Genomic DNA, 19078 nt, shown 5'->3' on the forward strand with positions numbered 1-19078 from the left:
GCCTCCAATCCACGAGTGCTCTTCATTTCCATAATATAATGTTATGCTATCACATCAATCAGTTAACATAATATTATTATGGTCATTTATTTTTGGCGAAACGATTTGCCGCCTAATGTTTCAATCAATTTAGGCATCACTTGGTACATCGTGCTCCCGACATTCATCCACCACGGCAGATTGATCTCACGCACAGGCCGTTCCATCGCTTTTACGATTTTTTCAGAAACATGGGAAGGCTTGAGCATCATTTTTTGAACATTCTTTACGTAGTTTCCTGATTGATCCGCAAGTGTAAAGAAATCTGTCGCGATTGGTCCCGGATTGATGGTTGTCACATCAACTCCTTTATGAGCAACTTCAAGGCGTAACCCGTTTGAGAAACCTAAAACAGCATGTTTAGTCGCTGCATACACGCTTGATTTTGGTGTTGAGATCTTACCGGCTTGTGAAGCGATATTTATGATATGCCCGCTTCCTCTTTGGAGCATGTGAGGCAGAAGTGCCCTCGTACATGCCATTAAACCTAGAACGTTCGTTGAAAACATTCCCTCGATATTCTTCCAAGGTGACTCAGCAAACTCTTCAAAGATGCCAAAACCTGCGTTGTTCACTAAAATATGTATGTGTGGATGTTCCTTTAGGATTTGCGAGAACACCGTCTCAACGCTTTCTTGGTTTGAAACATCCAGGATATAGTATGGTGCAGTGATGCGGGTTTCTTGCAGAATCATTTCCTGAACTGCTTTTAACTGGTCTTCTCTTCTTGCAGTCAGGATAGGAATCGCCCCTTTTTTAGCAACATCCAAAGCAAGCCGGGCACCAAGTCCCCCGGATGCTCCTGTGATCAAAACTACTTTCCCGTTCAGTGTACTCATCTTACAACTCCTGTTCTGCGATAATAAAAGGTTTCTTTCTTTTCATCTACTGATACTCTTCCTTCAGATTCAAGAAGGTCAAGATGGCCAACAACTTCCGAGACGACCAAAGCCAGCTGCTTTTCATATAATTTAGGAAAAAGACGTGCACACAGCTCAAATACGGTTAAAGGCTGATCACTTAACAGATGTTCAAGAGCTTTTGCCCGATCATTATGATCATGAAGTCTTTTCCTGATTAAATCGTGAGCGTTTGTAAAGGCTTCGCCATGACCGGGATAAACCTTTTCCAAATTTAATGTTAAAAGATATTGAAGCGTCTCACGATATTGCAGCAGCGTCTTAGGGCGATCAGCTCTATGCATTGAAGGCGGTTCTAAGAGTGCATTGGATGAAATATGCGGCAAAAGAACGTCCCCGCCGATCAGGATACCTTCACCTTCACTGTAAAGAGACAGATGGTCGGGCGCGTGACCAGGCGTTTTTAAAAAGACAAATCCATCATGACCAGAAACAGCATCTCCTGGTGCAGGAAGGATATCAGGAGTAAATGGATTTGAAAACGTTCGGTATTTACGAAGCTTTAACAATTCAATTCTTCCCAGTGAACTCGGTACACCAAAGGCATCATAAAGGTTCATATAAAACGATTCAGTCCATTCCGTAAATTCACGGTCAACACTGACATAAGGAACAGCTTCTTGAAGCATGAGTACCGGAATACCGAAGTCCTGAATTTCTTTTGACAGTCCCGCATGATCCGGGTGATAGTGTGTACAAATATATTGATCTAGATCTTTAAAAGTTAGTCCGTATTCCTTTAGAGATGAAATAAGGATACTTCTGCTTTCTTCTGTTTTTGCACCTGAATCAACAAGTGTAACTGCATCACCTTTTAGGAGGACACAATTGACAGGCCCTACATCAAATGGTGTGGGCAGAGTGATTGGAATAATGGTTGTTTTTTTCGTCATCTTTTCCTCCAAATAAAATAACTAGTTGACATACATATAGAAATCATAGCATAATGTTTTTTAAAATATAAAAAATAAATGCCAATTATGGCCAATAAATAAATGCGTTGAAAGGGATCAGTAAGCAACGTCCCCCGTTTACAGAGAGTGAGATCCATAGGCTGCAAGATTTCACCGGAAAGGAATTGCCGAACCTGCCCTGGAGCAGTCTGGAGAAATCTGGCGCAGTTCTGCGATAAAGACATTCTGAGCGGGCAAGCAATAATGCCAACAAAGGTGGTACCACGGATCACTCCCATCCGTCCTTTAACTTTAGGACTGGGAGTTTTTTTATACTCAAAAATTGAGGAGGGATCGATCGTGGGAAAAGAAAAAATGGCTTTTATTGGTGCTGGTGCGATGGCTGAGGCCATAATGGAAGGATTAATTAAGACAAAAAAATGGCGAGCTGATTTAATTACAATAAAAAACCGCCACAACACAGAACGAGTTGCGAAACTTAAAGATAAGTATGGGGTGATGCCCGCTTCTACGATACAAGAAGCCGTAGAAAACGCAGATATCATCATTCTTGCGGTAAAGCCAAAAGACGCTTACAATGCGGTTGAAAGCATCAAACCGTTTGTTCAGAAGCATCAGCTGATTATTTCCGTAATGGCCGGCATCGCTTCCGAAATCCTCACAGAATGGACAGATCAAGAGAATCCTGTAATCAGAGCCATGCCGAATACTTCTGCATCGATCGGATATTCAGCAACCGCTCTATCAGCAGGTAAATATGCCACTCAAGCACATATTGAAAAAGCTCTTGAACTGTTTGAAACAATCGGGACGGTTACACTCGTACCTGAAGAAAAACTTCATATTGTGACAGGACTTTCAGGAAGCGGTCCTGCCTATGTGTATTATATTGCCGAAGCTATGCAAAAAGCGGCTGAAGAATTAAATCTTTCTCGGGAAGAAGCAAAAACACTCATTTCTCAAACCTTGCTAGGTGCTTCGCTTATGCTTAAAGAAACAACAGAATCCCCAATCGAGCTTAGAAGAAAAGTCACCAGTCCTGGCGGCACAACAGAGGCAGGGATTGGCAAGCTTGATCAATATCATGTTCAAGATGCTTTTTTAGCTTGTATCAAAAAAGCGGTCAAACGCTCAGAAGAATTAGGAAAGATGAATTGATGGTCTTAACGGTCTGTTTCCTGAAAGGAAATACTCTTAAAAACACGATTTGGGGTTAACGTTATCGTAACGAAAACACCTTTTTCAGAAGTGCCTTTTCTGATCCACAGCTTAAACCTTTCAATATTTTCTCCATTTTGTGCTAACGTTCGACCAACGTATAAATAATCTACAATATCGTAATCGGGGTAGCGCTTACCTGTTTCAAAGACAGCAAGCCTGCCCCATTTGGCATAAGCCGGTTCCTGTGTGCCAGGATATGCAGCGGAAACCGCAACTGGAATTGAGGTAAACAAAAGAAAGCTTGCCAATACCAAGGTACATAATTTGAAGAAAATTTTCAAAAGTAAAACACTCCTTTTTTATTATTTTGCTCCATTTTTTTTAATTCTTCTGCGAAAATTGACGATTAGAAAAAATTGACAAGCCCTTACCCTGGTCTTTATCATTTAGTTTAGAGAGCTAGATTTAGGGAGGGATTTATGTGGCAGAAGTAGAAATTTCCCAAAGATACCTTGAATTGCGCGTTCAGTTTGAAAAGTTCACAAAACGATCTCTTACTGAAAAAGAGCTTGTTTTTATCCATTGGCTGACAGAAAAAGGGGCCAGTGTCGAAGAACATAAAGCAGAAGAAAAGAAAAAGCGTTCCAAACGACGAAAATAACTTACCCTTCCTGATATAGGAAGGGTTTCTTTCATTTCCAATGTGTTTCATTATCACCTATACTGTGTATAATCTTAAAATTTTCTAAGAGGAGTCTAAAAATCATGACTTATATTTTTGCTCATAGAGGTTCTTGTAAAGATTGTCCTGAGAACACGATGGCCGCTTTCAAAAAAGCATATGAAGATGGAGCAGACGGAATCGAACTAGATGTACAGCTTTCTAAAGACGGTATTCCTGTTATCATTCATGATGAAAAGTTGGATCGGACCACAAATAAAAAAGGCTATGTTACTGATTATACATATGAAGAGTTAACAAAGTTTGATGCAGGCAGTTGGTTATCAAAATCATTTAGCGGTGAACAGGTCCCTTCCCTGCAGCTATTTTTAGAGTGGATCGCTCCCCTTCCCATGCTGTTAAATATTGAATTGAAGAATAACATTATCGAGTATAACGGTCTGGAAGAAAAAGTGTTACAGCTATTGCATCATTATGGAATGGAAGAACGCACGGTTATCTCATCGTTTAACCACTACAGTTTAGTCAAGATCAGAAAGATGAACGCATATATCGAGACGGCACCCCTCTATTCTTCTGGTTTATATGAACCATGGGAATATGTAAAAGCAGTCTGGTCACAAAGTGCTCACCCTCACTACAAATCCTTGCATCCATACATCATGGAAGGCTTTAAACAAAATAATATACCGGTACGCCCTTATACCGTTAACAGTCAAAAATGGATGAACTATTTTTTTGAATGGGGAACGCAAACCATTATTACCGACTATCCGCTCATTGCAAAACAATTGTTAAACAATCCATCACCAAAACCGAAGAGCAGATTTCTTCAAAATTGGTGGTAAAACGAATTACAATGAACGTGAAAAGGCGATTAATTATTACTGCGCTAAAAGGATAAAAGGAGTTGTTTATTATTCAACCGTTATTGTTTCAACCGTTAACGATTCGAAATGTTACGTTAAAAAACCGTATCGTTATGTCTCCTATGTGTATGTATTCTTGTTTCGATCAAGATGGGATCGTAACGCCATGGCATATTACTCATTACACATCAAGAGCGATCGGCCAAACAGGATTGATCATGACAGAAGCAACATCAGTAAGTCCTCAAGGGCGAATAAGCCCGGAAGACTTAGGGATCTGGGATGACAGCCATGTAGAAGGCTTGTCTCAGCTCGTGAAATCGATTCATGACAATGGTTCAAAAGCCGCTATTCAAATAGCACATGCTGGACGCAAGGCAATGATTGATGGAACGATCATCGCCCCATCTGCCATAGCTTTTTCAGATAAAATGAAAACACCTGAAGAAATGACACTGCAGCAGATTGAGGAAACAGTGAATCAATTTAGAGATGCTGCAAAAAGAGCGAAAACAGCAGGCTTTGATGTCCTCGAGATCCACGGGGCGCACGGCTACCTGATTAATGAATTCCTTTCACCTCTATCGAATAAAAGAAACGATTCTTATGGAGGCAATCAGGAAAATCGTTATCGGTTTCTACAAGAAATCATCGCTGCAATGAGACTAGAGTGGGATGGTCCATTATTTGTTCGGATATCTGCAAATGATTATCACCCAGAAGGAAATACCCCAGAAGATTTCGTAACCTATGCGAAGTGGATGAAGGAAGATGGCGTTGACCTTGTTGACTGCAGTTCAGGAGCTGTTGTGCCTGCAAAGATTAACACGTTCCCTGGCTATCAAGTTCCTTTTGCGGACAAAATTAAAAACGAAGCAGACATGGCTACTGCTGCTGTAGGTTTGATAACGACAGGCATCCAAGCAGAAGAGATTCTGCAGAATAATCGTGCTGACCTTATTTTTATCGGAAGAGAGTTCCTAAAGAACCCGTACTGGCCAAGATCAGCGGCACAAGACCTTGGAACAGACATTCAAAGTCCAAAACAATATGAGCGCGGCTGGTAACGCGCATAGAGGAAACTGGCTCTTCTGATAGAGCCAGTTTTTGTTTTATATAGGGGTGATTGACTATTTTTATGTGATGATATTCATTTTTTATGTGATGTAGTTCGTTTTTTATGTGATGGGGTTTATTTTTTATGTGATGAGGTGCAGTTTTTATGTGATTGTGGTTGATCTTCCTCGAATGAATATCCTATCAATAAGCTCTTCTTTCAACAATGCCAACGAGCCACTTATACAGCAAAACACATAAAAGAAGCCATGTTCCTCCAGCGGCAAATCCGCCAAGAACATCTGTTGGATAGTGAACACCTAAATAAACTCTGCTAAAGCCAACTGATCCAACAAAAAGAGCGGTAAGTAAATAAATATACTTTCTATATGAGCGAAGAAATGCATAGTTTTGAACTAACAGATAAGAAAGCAAGCCAAAAAATGCGATAGAAATCATAGCATGGCCACTCGGAAAACTATACCCCGTAATTTCAATGACACGATCATATAAAGGTCTATCTCTCTCAAACCAATTCTTAAACAAATGATTTTCGTATCGTATTCCAAATAGGCAGATACCTAAAACAAGTGGCTCTATCCATTTTTTTTCGCCAAAAAGCCAGATTACAGTAAAAAAAATAAAGATCGCAAACTGATAAGGCCTTGAAGCAACAGTTGTGAAAAAGGTAAAAATGTTAATGAAAACAGGTTTGTGGATATCAGAAATGTTTTTCATCACCCAAACATCAACGATTTCGACTATGGACTGTTTATAAATAAGGGCAAACATAATGAAAAGGCTAAGACAAACAGCAGTTACAATAACTGTTTTAATCACGCTTCTATTAGCAATCATGGTATTTTCAGCTCCTGCTACTTACTTATTTCCCCGTTTAATAATCCCTTCGCCATGTTTTCTTTCGATCGATGATAAAACGTCATGAAGCAATGCATCTTTTTCGTTCTTTTCTACAGAAAATAGATCAAGCTGATAGGTGGCATGTTCCTTTTCGACTACTTCTGTAGCAGTAATACCCAAAAGACGTACTGGATCATGATTCCAGTGACGGCGAAAGAGATCGAGAGCTGTTTTTTGTATGTCAGCTGTATGTTGGGTAGCATTCGGAAGCATCTGACTTCTTGTGATCGTTTTTCTGTCACTGTATCGAATGGTGATTGCTAGCGTTAACGCTACATACCCCTTTGTTTTTAACCGGGTTGATACTTTAGCTGCTAATCTTTTAAATACAGCATCTGCTTCTGTTACAGAAATAAGATCTTCACTTAATGTTGTAGAACTCCCAATCGAGCGATAATCACTAGCAGAACTAGGGTCTACAGGACGGGAATCGATGCCATTTGCTCTTTCTTTCATTTTGATTCCATTGATACCAAAACGGTGCTTTAACTCATAATCAATCGCTTCTGCTAAATCTTTAACCGTAAAAATTCCGTATTTATTCAACTTTTCCTCTGTTTTCTTTCCGATTCCGTGCATTTCACCTACTTGCAGAGGCCATAGCTTCTCCGCAAGATCTCTTTTTCGGAGAACAGTAATACCAAGTGGTTTTTTCATATCTGAGGCTGTCTTTGCTAAAAATTTATTAGGTCCAATACCTATGGAGCAAGGTAAGTGCAGCTCGTTCAGCAATCTTGTCTGAATCTCTTTTGCCATTTCCAGCGGATTTTTGCAGTCTGTCACGTCCATATAGCCTTCATCGATGGAAACAGGCTCCACCCATTCTGTATATTCTTGTAAAAGATGAAACATGCGTGATGAATATAATTTGTATGTTTCAAAGTCAGGTGGAACGACAACAAGATTTGGGCAAAGCTTTCTCGCTTGCCAAAGAGGCATCGTGGTTCTTACTCCTCTCTCCCTCGCTTCATAGCTGCAAGTTACAATTATACCTTTACGTTCTTCCACGTTTCCGGCTACAGCAACGGGCTTTCCTTGAAGTTCAGGGTTCTCGGCCATTTCTACAGAAGCATAGAAGCTGTTCATGTCAACATGAAAGATGATTTTTCTTTTAGTCACAGGTGACTGATACACATGAACACTCCTTTTAAATAGACTATTCCTATTAGTATATGTTAGCGAACAAGCTTTAAAAACAAAAGAAAAAGACAAGGTATCTACCTTGCCTCATGAAGCCTCTTCCCAGTATCTTCTACCCAATCTACAAATTCTTCACCATGAAAATGTTTATTTAAATCTTTATGTAATTGAATAAGCTCACGATAAAATTCTCGCTTGTCTCCGTCTTCCAACCATTTTTGAAGGAATCCGTATATTTGGCAGTTAAAACTTGTAGACTCTTTATGTTTTTTCCAGCCTTCTTCAGTTAAGTACACATAGGATATACGACGGTCTTCATTCTTTTTCTCTAATCTGACTAAACCTTTGTCCTTTAACCGTTTTATTACCTGCATAACGGTTGATACATCCCACAAACCATAGTAAGCGATCTTAGAGATCGTAATATCTTCTTCGAGAGATACAATCCATAAAATATGCTGTTCTGCTTGGGTTAATCCAATCGCTTTTGCTGATTTCTGCCAATCTTCCTCTAAGACTTTATACACACCACGCATATAATTAACCATCATATGCATGTCCGATAATTGACTCATCCCATTTCCTCCCCCGAAATAAGATTTCTTAAATTACCAATATTTTCTTTTACATGATAAAAACATCTTACATAAATCATAAATGCCATGTCAACTTTTATGTGAAAATTTATTAATATGAGCAACGAAAACAGGCAACATGTCCTAGATAAGCACAAAAAACTTGGCGAAATTTCGCCAAGTTTCGTCATAAATGATCATTCGCTAGCTGCCACATCTATAACAGCAAGTACCATCTCTGCTGTTTTCGTCAGCTCTTCTATAGGCATTCTTTCGTTTGTTGTATGAATCTCTTCATAACCTACAGCTAAATTAACTGTTGGAATACCATGACCTGCGATAATATTCGCATCACTTCCGCCACCGCTATGGAGAAGTCTGTGTGGACGTCCGATTTTTTCCGCTGCCTTCTTCGCGATCTCAACAACGTGATCTCCATCACCAAATTTAAATCCAGGGTACATCACTTCAATTTTAACATCAGCACGCCCGCCAAGTTCAGCCGCTGCGGATTCATAGGCTTCTTTCATTTTAGCTGTTTGAGCTTCCATTTTTTCATGAATTAATGAACGAGCTTCAGCTAATACAAATACCGTATCACAAACGATGTTTGTTTGCTCACCCGTTCCTCCGCCATGGAAATGTCCGATGTTTGCCGTTGTTTCCTCATCAATTCTGCCAAGAGGCATTCGAGCAATCGCTTTAGCCGCGATCGTAATAGCTGACACACCTTTTTCAGGAGCTACACCTGCATGAGCTGACTTTCCATAGATTGTCGCTCGAACTTTTGCTTGTGTTGGAGCGGCAACGATGATATCTCCTACAGGTCCGTCACTATCTAAGGCAAAACCGTACTTTGCTGTAATCTTAGACGCATCCATAGCCTTCGCGCCAACTAAGCCCGACTCTTCACCAACTGTAATAATAAACTGAATATCACCATGGTTTAGGTTTTGTTCCTTCAGTACTTTAATCGCTTCAAACATTGCTGCTAGTCCCGCTTTATCATCAGCACCTAAAATAGTGGTTCCATCTGTCACAACATAACCATCTTTAATGGATGGTTTAACCCCATTACCAGGAGTAACCGTATCCATATGAGAGGTGAAATAGATTGTATCTACATCTTCTTTGTTTCCTTTTAGTGTACAGATCAAGTTTCCTGCAGCGTGGTCTGTCTTTTGTTCTGCATCGTCTTCATACACTTCGACACCAAGCTCTTCAAATTTCTTTTTAAGTACGATTGATATTTCCTTTTCATTTCTTGTTTCAGAATCAATCTGAACGAGCTCTAAAAATTCGTTTAACAAGCGGTCTGCATTTACCATTATGTATTCCCTCGCTTCTTATAGTGGTATATTTCCATGCTTTTTGTAAGGTCTGTCTTCATTCTTGTTGCGCAGCATGTCTAGCGCTTGAATACACTTGATTCTTGTTTCTCGTGGATCAATCACATCATCGACCATGCCATTTGCAGCAGCGATGTAAGGATTTGCAAATTTCGTGCGGTACTCTTCTATTTTTGCTGCTCTAGTCGCTTCAGGATCTTCGCTTCGTTCAATCTCCTTCGCAAAGATAATATTAGCAGCACCTTGAGGTCCCATCACAGCAATTTCTGCGTTCGGCCATGCAAACACTAAATCAGCACCAATCGATTTACTGTTGAGCGCTACATAAGCACCACCATAGGCTTTACGAAGAATAATTGTTATTTTGGGAACAGTTGCTTCCGAATAAGCATAAAGAATTTTTGCTCCATGACGGATAATTCCACCGTGCTCTTGTTTGACCCCAGGGAAAAATCCAGTTACATCTTCAAATGTTATGATCGGAATATTAAACGAATCACATAGACGGATAAACCGAGATGCTTTATCCGAAGAATCAATATCCAGTCCCCCAGCCATGACTTTAGGCTGATTACATACTAATCCTATCACTTCACCCTTAATTCTTGCAAAACCTACAACGATATTTCTTGCAAATTGAGCATGAACTTCCATAAAGGAATCTTTATCTACAACTTCATTTATAACTGTTCTAACGTCATAAGGTCTTGTTGAATCAAAGGGAATAATCTCCGTAAGGTCTGGACGGTCGTCTTTTTCATCTCCCCATGGAAGTACAGGTGTCTTCTCTTTATTATTCTGCGGAAGGTAAGAGATTAACCTTCTAACTTCTTCTAAAACTTCAGATTCAGTTGGCGCTGTGAAATGTGCATTACCACTTCGCGAAGCATGAACTTCTGCACCACCTAAATCTTCTGATGAAATCTTCTCACCCGTAACGGTTTCGATCACTTTTGGCCCAGTTATAAACATCTGGCTCGTTTTTTCAACCATGAAAACAAAATCCGTAATAGCTGGTGAGTAGACCGCTCCACCTGCACACGGTCCCATAATTACGGATATTTGGGGAATCACACCCGAATAGATGCTGTTTCTATAAAAGATGTGACCATAGCCATCCAACGACATAACACCTTCTTGAATACGTGCTCCGCCTGAATCGTTTAGACCGATAAAGGGTGTTCCGTTCTTAGCAGCCAAATCCATAACAGATGCAATTTTCTTTGCATGCATCTCACCCAGTGCACCGCCGAATACGGTGAAATCTTGTGCAAACAGGTAAACAGGACGCCCATGGATCTTGCCGTATCCCGTCACTACACCCTCTCCAGGAGCTTTCATTCCGGAAAGACCGAAATCGTGAGAGCGATGTTCCATAAAAGGATTTAGTTCTACGAACGTTCCTTCGTCTAATAGAAGATCTATCCGCTCTCTTGCAGTCAATTTCCCTCTCTCATGCTGTTTATCAATTCGGTCATCTCCACCGCCTAGCTCGATCTCTGTCTTCTTTTCATATAGCTCATTAATTTTGTCATAGATGTCCATTTATTGCGCTTCCTCCTTATTTTTTGTCTTTTCACAAAGCTCAAATAGCACTTTATGGGTGGAAGAAGGATGAATAAAAGCAACGGAAGCTCCGCCAGCTCCCGGAACGGCTGTATCATGAATCATCTTAAGTCCGTTTGCTTTCATATCATGAATACGTTCTTGAATATTTGTCACACCTAACGCAACGTGGTGTACCCCTTGTCCTCTCTTTTCAATAAATTGTGCTACAGGACTATCAGGAGACAAAGGTTCTAGCAGCTCAAGCCTTGTTTCTCCAATTTTAATAAAAGCCACTTTTACTTTTTGAGAAGGCACCTCTTCTACAGCCTCAAGTGTCAGACCGAGAACATTCACATAAAAAGGCAGAGTCTCATCCAGAGATTGAACTGCAATCCCTATATGGTCAATACGCTCAGGTGCAACCGCTGCTGCTTTTTCAGTGATACCATCACGTTCAAAAACAGCTTGCTCGATAAATTTAGCTGTTTCAATCGTTGGCGTTCCAGGTGTAAACACTTTTTGAATGCCCTTCGATTCTAGGAACGGAATATCCTCCCAAGGAATGACTCCACCACCAACTACAATAATATCATCAGCGCCTTTTTCATGAAGAAGGCGCATTACTTCTGGAAACAGTTCATTATGAGCTCCTGAAAGGCAAGACAGACCGATCGCATCCACATCTTCTTGAACAGCAGCTGCTGCAATCTGTTCAGGTGTCTGTCTTAACCCTGTGTAAATCACTTCCATACCATAATCCCTTAAGGCTTGTGAAATGACTAGAGCTCCTCGATCATGGCCATCCAATCCTGGTTTTGCTATAAGAACACGTATTGTTTTCGTCATCTCTCTCCACTCCTCTTTCGTCTTAGGCGCCTGTGTACTCTCCAAATTCTTCTCTCAAAACACCGCAAATCTCACCAATCGTACAGTATGATTTAACACACTCAACGATGATCGGCATTAAGTTATCTTTACCTTTTGCAGCAGAACGCAGCATTTCCAACTGAGCGCTCACTCGGTTTTGATCTCTCTTAGCTTTTAATTTTTGCAGCTTTTCTTTCTGTTTTTCACCTAGCGCAGGATCTACTCTCAATAGTTCTGGCTGTGGTTCGTTCTCAATCGTAAACTTATTCATCCCCACGATGATTTCTTGACCATTTTCAATCTTCTTTTGTGTTTCATAAGACGTATGATGAATTTCACGCTGCATGTAGCCTTGTTCAACCGCAGAAACAGCTCCACCCATCTGTTTAATCTTATCTATATATTCATTTGCTTTTCGTTCCAATTCATCCGTTAAATGTTCTACATAATAGGACCCAGCAAGAGGATCTACTGTATCAGCCACACCCGTTTCATGAGCGAGAATCTGCTGAGTACGAAGTGCAATTCTTGCAGAATCTTCCGTTGGGAGTGCGAGTGCTTCATCTCTGGAATTGGTGTGAAGACTTTGCGTTCCTCCTAGAACAGCAGAAAGAGCTTGAGTTGTAACACGTACGATATTATTATCCGGCTGCTGTGCAGTCAGGGTTGATCCCCCTGTCTGCGTATGAAAACGGAGCTGCCATGATTTTGGATTTTTTGCACCGTACTGTTCTTTCATAAGCTTCGCCCACATTCTTCTTGCTGCTCGAAATTTTGCGACTTCCTCAAAGAATTGATTATGAGCATTAAAGAAAAACGCTAAACGCGGTGCAAAGTCATCAATGTTCAATCCAGCATCTATCGCTGCATCTACATATGCCAGTCCGTTAGCAATCGTAAATGCAAGCTCTTGCGCCGCGTTAGAACCCGCTTCTCGTATGTGGTAACCAGAGATACTGATCGTGTTCCATTTCGGAACATTTTCCTGGCAATAGCCAAAGATATCGGTAATTAAACGCATGGATGGCTTTGGAGGAAAAATGTATGTACCTCGTGCAATGTACTCTTTTAAAATATCATTCTGTATCGTGCCTGAAAGTTTATCAGAACTCACGCCTTGCTTTTCCGCAACAGCAATATACATAGCAAGTAAGACAGAAGCAGGTGCGTTAATTGTCATAGATGTACTTACTTTATCTAGCGGAATGTCCTTTAAGAGCGCCTCCATGTCTTCAATCGAATCGATAGCCACTCCTACTTTTCCTACTTCACCGCGAGCCATTAGATGATCAGAGTCATATCCGATCTGAGTAGGAAGATCGAATGCAACTGAAAGACCCGTCTGTCCTTGATCTAGCAAATAACGAAAACGCTTATTCGTCTCTTCAGCAGAACCAAACCCAGCGTATTGTCTCATCGTCCAAAATTTAGAACGATACATCGTTGATTGAGATCCTCGCGTAAATGGATACTCTCCTGGCAATCCTAACGTATCCATCTGATAACGCTCTTCTTCTGGACCATATAGTCTTTCTATTTCTATATCTGATGAGGTATGAAATCTTTCTTTTCGCTCTGGAAATCTATTCATTGATTGCTCTGTTTTTTCTTGCCAGTCTTTTATTCGCTGTTGTTTATCCATTAGAGGCCTCCTGTTAACAAAGAAAAATATTCTCAACATAACATCTTTCGTTTTGTAAGCGCTTTTTCCTGCTTGAATAAGCAAATTTTCGACGAAAAATGCGGAAAGACATTCTGGCCATTCTTGTTTCTCTTACTTAAACACGTTACAATTATGGTGGAAAAGTTATAGGAGGTAATGAATGTGTCTCAAAAAATGATGAAAACTGTGGTTTATATTATGATTATCTCGTTAGTTGTAAGCAGTCTTTTAACAGGGGTCGCTTTCTTTTTATAAAAAACATGAAAACCCCCAGTCACCAGGCCGGGGGTTTTACGTTCCTTATTTAATTAATCAAGTCTTCAAAGCTTTTATGAGATTGAATCACTTTTATCTTCGTACCTATCTTTAATAGTCTATAAAGTTCCTGAACATCTTTTTCATACATCCTTATGCATCCCGCTGTAACAAATCTTCCAATGGCTGCTGGATTGTTATTTCCATGAACTCCGAAAGTACGTCCGTCTGTATTTTGAGCATCAAAGCCGATCCATCGCGATCCGAGCGGATTCGTCTTATCGCCACCAGGAATGTCTTTTTTGCGATAGTAAGGATCTATCGCTTTTACGGTTACCGTAAACTCTCCTTCTGGTGTTAGCTCTTTGGACTTTCCTGTTGCCACTTTATAAACTTCTTTTATTTTTCCTTCTTCAATTAAAGCAAGACGGTTCGATGTTTTGTTAACAATCACATAAGGGTCTCCAAGTTTTTCTGCATTTCCTATTGGCCATAATGGTGAAAATAACAAGATAAAAGCAATACTTAGTTTTACCATCCTTTATCACCCTGTCATTTTTTACTTAGTATTTGTTAATGGAGGGTGAGTCATGAGTTGGATTTCTTTTATTTTTTAAATTTACTTTTAATCACTAAGTAATCATCAATATCCTGTAGAAGCTGATACAGCTTAGAGCGAGTCTCGAATTCTTCTCGGTCTTTTGGAAGATGCATCTCTCTGAAATCTTGTCTCATTTTTTCGAGTTCATCTAGAAACAGTACAGCTGTATTTCCAGGATGGACTGCCGCTCCCAACCGCTCAAAAAACTCGCCTAATCTTTCGCATTGAACATAGGTTTTATCGATGGAAGAGATAATCGGAAGCATCCTCTGTATGATTTCAAACTGTTTTTCTCTCATTTTAAAATAATGGTAATATTGGTTTTCATAACGAAGAAAATGGTTTTCAACGTCACGAAAAGCGATACTTTTAGCGTTTGAGATAATATCAGCACATTCTGTAATCTCTTTCCCGTCCCACTCGTGCTTATCATGAGAAAGATAAAGATGAAACTCACGAAAAATCACTTTATATCTTTTCTCAAGTTCTTTTTGCATATGTAACAGAGTCTTTTCCATTGATGGCATATACAAGTTCATAACAAGTCCCATGCCGATTCCAATCGCAATAAGACTAAACTCGTTAAGTACGATATCCCATGAGATCTTTTGAAGGGTATATAAATGAAGAATGATAACAGAAGACGTAATAATCCCTTCTTTTAGATTTAGTGATACGAGTGTTGGAATGAACAGTAGTAACAAAATGGTCAAAGCGTAAAAATGGTAGCCGACTAGTGAGAAGATGAGGGCAGCAAAAACGATACCAAGCAAACATGCCGCAAAACGTTCCCAAGAGCTGATAATGGATCGTTTCTTCGTAATCTTGATACATAGAATCGTTAGGATTCCCGCAGACGTAAAAAAGTCGAGCTTCAGCCATTCCGCGATCGCAATCGCCAGTCCAGCGCCTATAGCGGTTTTTAACGTCCGGTAACCAATCGTAAATTTCATAAGATAGTAAGCCTTCTTTCGATTTTCTTTCCGCATTTTATCCCATTATGCCATACTTTACTTAGGATTTCTCAACTAAAAAAGGACTCCACATAAGAAGTCCTCGTAAACCATTATAATACTTTTTCTAAAAACGCTTTTGCCCTTTCCGTTTTAGGACTTCCAAAGAAAACCACTGGCTCTTCGTCCTCCACCAGCTTCCCATCGTCCATGAACAGCACTCGATCTGCTACTTCTTTAGCAAACCCCATTTCATGCGTAACGATGACCATCGTCATTCCAAGCTTCACTAAATTCTTCATAACTTGAAGTACCTCTTTTACCATCTCTGGATCCAGTGCAGAAGTGGGTTCGTCAAATAGCATGACTTCTGGCTTCATAGCTAGTGCTCTTGCGATAGCAACACGCTGCTTTTGTCCGCCAGAAAGGTTAGATGGATAGCTGTTTGCTTTGTCACTAAGACCTACAGTGCTAAGCAGATCTAAAGCATCTTTTTCACTTTCACTTTTCGATACCTTCAAAACTTGTTGAGGAGCAAATGTGACATTCTCTAGCACGGTTAGATGCGGAAAAAGATTGAAATGCTGAAACACCATCCCTACCTTTTTACGTAGATGAAGTTCGATTGATCTTATGTCTTTTTCTTGTAACTTAATAGAGCCTTCATCGTGAGATTCGAGCAGATTGATACAACGGAGGAACGTAGATTTCCCTGAACCGGACGGACCGATTACAGCGATAACTTCCCCTTTTTTTATCGTTGTTGAGATGCCTTTTAAAACTTCGTTGCTGCCAAAACTTTTTCTTAATCCTTGGACATCAATCACTTTTTGCAAGCCTCCTCTCCATAACACGTCCTGCGAGTGTCAACAGCATAACCAGCAGATAATAGATTATACCAGCTAATAAAAGCGGTTCAAAAAAGCGATAATTGCTTGCACCGACGATCTGTGCTCGTCTCATAATATCAAGCGCACCGATAACGGAAACAATCGCTGATTCTTTCGTCAGTGTAATAAACTCGTTCATAAGAGCTGGCAAAATATTCTTAAACGCTTGAGGAAGTATAATTTTTAACATCATCGTGCGATACGGTACTCCTAAGGCCATCGCTGCTTCTTTTTGACCTTTATCAACAGCATTAATACCAGCACGTATAATTTCTGAAACATATGCGGCTGAATTTAGTCCGAATGTCAGAACACCTGCAGCAAATGCTCCAATATCCACGCCTGTCAGCTGCGGGATCGCATAATAAATGATCAGCATCTGCAGAATTAATGGTGTACCTCTGAACACTGACGTGTATGCATCTGCAAACCATCTTAATATTGTGATTTTACCTATTTTAAAAAGGGAAAGCACTGTTCCCCACAAAAATCCAAACACTAACGATACTGCCACGAACTGCAACGTAACCCATATTCCGTATAGAATGTACGGAATAGAAGGCACGAGCTGGGCGAAATCCAAGTTCATGCCTACCACTCTCTTTCCTTACTGTTTTTTCACACCGAACCATTTTTCAACAAGCTTATCCAATGTTCCGTCTTCTTTCATCTTCTTTAACTCTTTGTTGAACTTCTCTGTCAGTTCACTTTCCTTTGGAAACGCGATGGCAGAACCTGCAGCATCAGACTCTGGCAGCGCAAATGAAGTTAGTTCTTTGTTCTTCTTTAAAAATTCATAGGCTACAGCATCTTCAATGATTGCGGCATCAACACGATTTGACTTCATCTCTTGTACCAACTCAGTTACTTTGTTTCTTTGCACCACTTCAAATGTGTGTTTCTTTAAAAGCTTGTCCGCTTCTTTCTCTTGAATAGATGCTAACTGAACACCAAGTTTCTTACCTTCTAGATCTTCAACAGATTGAATGGATTTATCTTTTGTAACGATTAATTGCTGAGCTGCATAATATTCATCTGAAAAATCTACCGTTTTCTTTCGTTCTTCGTTTGGTGTCATACCAGCAATAACAAAGTCAGCTTTTCCGCTGTCTAATGCTGGAATCAAACCGTTAAAGTCCATGTCTTTAATTTCAATCTTGTATCCTAATTGTTTTGCAATGTGGTAAGCTACATCAATATCAAAACCAACAATGTCCCCGCCTTTAGCTGTTTCTACAAACTCATATGGCGGATAATCAGCTGAAGTAGCCATCACTAACGTTTTTTCTGATGATTCACTGCCTGTATTTGAAGAACTTTTATCTTCAACTGCGCCACATCCAGCTAACATGGCAAGCACTATGGTAAAATAAATGACTAAAAGATTACGTTTCATTTGTAAATCCCCCTGTATATATAATTAATATTTATTCGTTAAAATGAATATTAACACATAAACGAGCGGATTTAAGTATTTTAATAATTCTGAATGTATTTTTATTCAATCAAAGGATCAAACAAAAGGAGCTTATCACATGCAATTCGGCGAGAAAATAAATGGAGTGGTTTATAGAGAGCGAGATGCAGTTTATGCAGTGGTCCTAGATGAAGAAGAGAAGGCAGCAATTATCGTTCAGAATGGGAAGGGCTTTTTACCTGGTGGAGGCTTAAGAATTGGAGAAAAACATATAGCTTGTTTAAAAAGAGAATGTATAGAGGAAACTGGTTATTCATTTAGTTCTGATCGATTCATAGGTGAAGCTCAGCAATTTTTTAAAAGCCGTCAGGGAGAATACATAATGAATAAGGGGTATTTTTATACAGGAAATTTTGGAGAATATGTAAAAAAGCCCGTAGAAGAAGATCATGAACTTGTGTGGATGGAAATTGATGAGGCAGAAAAGATATTATTTCATTCGTCACACGTATGGGCTGTGAAAAAAGGAATTAAGCCAAGATGTTGAGCAAGCGTAAGTCTTCGCGAACGCTCACGCTCATAAATCTTCGCGAACGTTCATAAATCTTCACGAACGCTCATAAATCTCTGAGAACGCTCATAATTCTCAGGATTCACTTACATTTTTATGTTCTGAAAAAAAAGCTGGCTCAAAATTGAGCCAGCTTAACAATTTTCCTACTTACAATAAGTTTCAAAAGCACTTCTTAACTTATTAACAACTTCCATCGGTTCGTGGCCTTCAATCTCATGACGTTCGACCATCATTTGTATCTCTCCATCTTTTAATAAGGCAAATGATGGGGATGATGGCGGATAGCCAGTGAAATACGAACGCGCTGTCTCTGTAGCTTCCTTATCTTGTCCGGCAAATACCGTAACGAGATGATCTGGACGTACATCTTGTTTTACTGAATATGAAGCCGAAGGACGTGCGATTCCTCCAGCACAGCCACATACGGAATTGATCATGACAAGTGTTGTACCTTCTTTACGAAAAGCTTCTTCAACATCTTCTGGTTTGAAAAGTTGTGTATAGCCAGCCTCTACCATTTCTTTACGAGCCGTTTCTACTACATCATTAAAAAGATTAAATTGAAAGTTCATTTGTATTCAGCTCCTTTCTTTCTTATTGTACTCAATTATGGACAGATAAAAAAGAAAAATGCCGTAACATATACGGCATTTTTCTTAGGGGGTTATGGGGTTTGGAGGTGTT

At 39.9% G+C, this 19078-nt stretch carries 22 protein-coding genes; 6 read left to right on the top strand and 16 right to left on the bottom strand.

The features are described from left to right. Positions 1 to 86 precede the first annotated feature (86 nt). Both AWM68_RS12600 and AWM68_RS12605 read right to left on the bottom strand, forming a co-directional pair. The gene (locus AWM68_RS12600; protein WP_066242110.1) at positions 87 to 878 is read right to left on the bottom strand and encodes an SDR family NAD(P)-dependent oxidoreductase; all 792 of its coding nucleotides are present in this window, start codon (positions 876 to 878) and stop codon (positions 87 to 89) included. After that, entirely contained in the window at positions 875 to 1852 is a 978-nt protein-coding gene (locus tag AWM68_RS12605; RefSeq protein WP_066242112.1) for an MBL fold metallo-hydrolase, read from the bottom strand. Before AWM68_RS12605 ends, AWM68_RS12600 begins: the two co-directional genes overlap by 4 nt. 357 nt (positions 1853 to 2209) lie before the next feature. Between AWM68_RS12605 and proC the strand changes: the two genes are divergently transcribed. Beyond that, positions 2210 to 3031 carry a pyrroline-5-carboxylate reductase gene (gene proC / locus AWM68_RS12610; RefSeq protein ID WP_419865586.1) on the top strand — a complete coding sequence of 274 codons (822 nt, stop codon included), beginning with the start codon at positions 2210 to 2212 and terminating at the stop codon, positions 3029 to 3031. Between the two features lie 5 nt (positions 3032 to 3036). On the opposite strand, the gene AWM68_RS12615 is transcribed toward proC, so the two are convergent. Then, positions 3037 to 3375, bottom strand: a complete 339-nt coding sequence (locus AWM68_RS12615; protein WP_066242115.1) for a DUF3889 domain-containing protein — start codon at positions 3373 to 3375, stop codon at positions 3037 to 3039. A 140-nt stretch (positions 3376 to 3515) separates the two neighbouring features. On the opposite strand from AWM68_RS12615, the gene AWM68_RS12620 reads away from it, so the two are divergent. From AWM68_RS12620 to namA, 3 genes are all read left to right on the top strand, one after another. Continuing rightward, complete coding sequence (locus AWM68_RS12620; protein ID WP_066242118.1) at positions 3516 to 3695, top strand: hypothetical protein; 180 nt, start codon at positions 3516 to 3518, stop codon at positions 3693 to 3695. Positions 3696 to 3799: 104 nt separating this feature from the next. Further along, positions 3800 to 4564 (top strand): glycerophosphodiester phosphodiesterase, encoded by a 765-nt coding sequence (locus tag AWM68_RS12625; protein WP_066242121.1) that lies wholly within the window; start codon positions 3800 to 3802, stop codon positions 4562 to 4564. Positions 4565 to 4635: 71 nt separating this feature from the next. Further along, positions 4636 to 5652 (top strand): NADPH dehydrogenase NamA, encoded by a 1017-nt coding sequence (namA, locus tag AWM68_RS12630; RefSeq protein ID WP_066242510.1) that lies wholly within the window; start codon positions 4636 to 4638, stop codon positions 5650 to 5652. 193 nt (positions 5653 to 5845) lie between these two features. Here namA and AWM68_RS12635 read toward each other — a convergent pair whose 3' ends face one another. The 7 genes from AWM68_RS12635 to AWM68_RS12665 all read right to left on the bottom strand — a co-directional run bounded on the left by AWM68_RS12635 (position 5846) and on the right by AWM68_RS12665 (position 13683). After that, complete coding sequence (locus AWM68_RS12635; RefSeq protein ID WP_066242124.1) at positions 5846 to 6499, bottom strand: phosphatase PAP2 family protein; 654 nt, start codon at positions 6497 to 6499, stop codon at positions 5846 to 5848. 21 nt (positions 6500 to 6520) lie between these two features. Next, positions 6521 to 7696 carry a DNA polymerase IV gene (locus AWM68_RS12640; protein WP_066242127.1) on the bottom strand — a complete coding sequence of 392 codons (1176 nt, stop codon included), beginning with the start codon at positions 7694 to 7696 and terminating at the stop codon, positions 6521 to 6523. Positions 7697 to 7779: 83 nt separating this feature from the next. Then, positions 7780 to 8277: a MarR family transcriptional regulator gene (locus AWM68_RS12645; RefSeq protein ID WP_066242129.1), complete on the bottom strand. Its 498-nt coding sequence runs from the start codon at positions 8275 to 8277 to the stop codon at positions 7780 to 7782. Positions 8278 to 8474: 197 nt separating this feature from the next. Next, positions 8475 to 9605, bottom strand: coding sequence for a M20/M25/M40 family metallo-hydrolase (locus tag AWM68_RS12650; protein ID WP_066242132.1), 1131 nt, complete (start codon positions 9603 to 9605; stop codon positions 8475 to 8477). Positions 9606 to 9623: 18 nt separating this feature from the next. After that, entirely contained in the window at positions 9624 to 11171 is a 1548-nt protein-coding gene (locus AWM68_RS12655; protein ID WP_066242134.1) for an acyl-CoA carboxylase subunit beta, read from the bottom strand. Further along, on the bottom strand, positions 11172 to 12020 hold the full coding sequence (gene mce / locus AWM68_RS12660; RefSeq protein ID WP_066242137.1) for a methylmalonyl-CoA epimerase: 849 nt from the start codon (positions 12018 to 12020) through the stop codon (positions 11172 to 11174). It lies immediately after the preceding gene. 22 nt (positions 12021 to 12042) lie between these two features. Continuing rightward, positions 12043 to 13683 (bottom strand): acyl-CoA mutase large subunit family protein, encoded by a 1641-nt coding sequence (locus tag AWM68_RS12665; protein WP_066242140.1) that lies wholly within the window; start codon positions 13681 to 13683, stop codon positions 12043 to 12045. 183 nt (positions 13684 to 13866) lie between these two features. On the opposite strand from AWM68_RS12665, the gene prli42 reads away from it, so the two are divergent. Continuing rightward, the gene (gene prli42 / locus AWM68_RS21465; protein ID WP_156488399.1) at positions 13867 to 13959 is read left to right on the top strand and encodes a stressosome-associated protein Prli42; all 93 of its coding nucleotides are present in this window, start codon (positions 13867 to 13869) and stop codon (positions 13957 to 13959) included. 49 nt (positions 13960 to 14008) lie between these two features. On the opposite strand, the gene AWM68_RS12670 is transcribed toward prli42, so the two are convergent. The 5 genes from AWM68_RS12670 to AWM68_RS12690 form a co-directional block, all read right to left on the bottom strand. Further along, positions 14009 to 14497: a L,D-transpeptidase gene (locus AWM68_RS12670; RefSeq protein WP_066242144.1), complete on the bottom strand. Its 489-nt coding sequence runs from the start codon at positions 14495 to 14497 to the stop codon at positions 14009 to 14011. 68 nt (positions 14498 to 14565) lie between these two features. Then, complete coding sequence (locus AWM68_RS12675; protein WP_066242149.1) at positions 14566 to 15513, bottom strand: aromatic acid exporter family protein; 948 nt, start codon at positions 15511 to 15513, stop codon at positions 14566 to 14568. A 113-nt stretch (positions 15514 to 15626) separates the two neighbouring features. Next, a complete protein-coding gene (locus AWM68_RS12680; RefSeq protein ID WP_066242154.1) occupies positions 15627 to 16340 on the bottom strand; it encodes an amino acid ABC transporter ATP-binding protein in 714 nt (237 codons plus the stop codon). After that, on the bottom strand, positions 16333 to 16992 hold the full coding sequence (locus AWM68_RS12685) for an amino acid ABC transporter permease (RefSeq protein WP_066242157.1): 660 nt from the start codon (positions 16990 to 16992) through the stop codon (positions 16333 to 16335). Before AWM68_RS12685 ends, AWM68_RS12680 begins: the two co-directional genes overlap by 8 nt. Before the next feature lie 18 nt (positions 16993 to 17010). Further along, complete coding sequence (locus AWM68_RS12690; RefSeq protein ID WP_066242159.1) at positions 17011 to 17799, bottom strand: transporter substrate-binding domain-containing protein; 789 nt, start codon at positions 17797 to 17799, stop codon at positions 17011 to 17013. A 139-nt stretch (positions 17800 to 17938) separates the two neighbouring features. On the opposite strand from AWM68_RS12690, the gene AWM68_RS12695 reads away from it, so the two are divergent. Further along, the gene (locus AWM68_RS12695) at positions 17939 to 18367 is read left to right on the top strand and encodes an NUDIX domain-containing protein (protein ID WP_066242161.1); all 429 of its coding nucleotides are present in this window, start codon (positions 17939 to 17941) and stop codon (positions 18365 to 18367) included. Between the two features lie 170 nt (positions 18368 to 18537). Here the strand turns inward: AWM68_RS12695 and AWM68_RS12700 are convergent, their stop codons facing one another. Next, entirely contained in the window at positions 18538 to 18966 is a 429-nt protein-coding gene (locus AWM68_RS12700) for a BrxA/BrxB family bacilliredoxin (protein ID WP_066242164.1), read from the bottom strand. Positions 18967 to 19078: the final 112 nt, after the last annotated feature.

This window comes from Fictibacillus phosphorivorans (genome assembly GCF_001619875.1).
In the GTDB taxonomy this organism is placed as follows: domain Bacteria; phylum Bacillota; class Bacilli; order Bacillales; family Fictibacillaceae; genus Fictibacillus; species Fictibacillus phosphorivorans_B.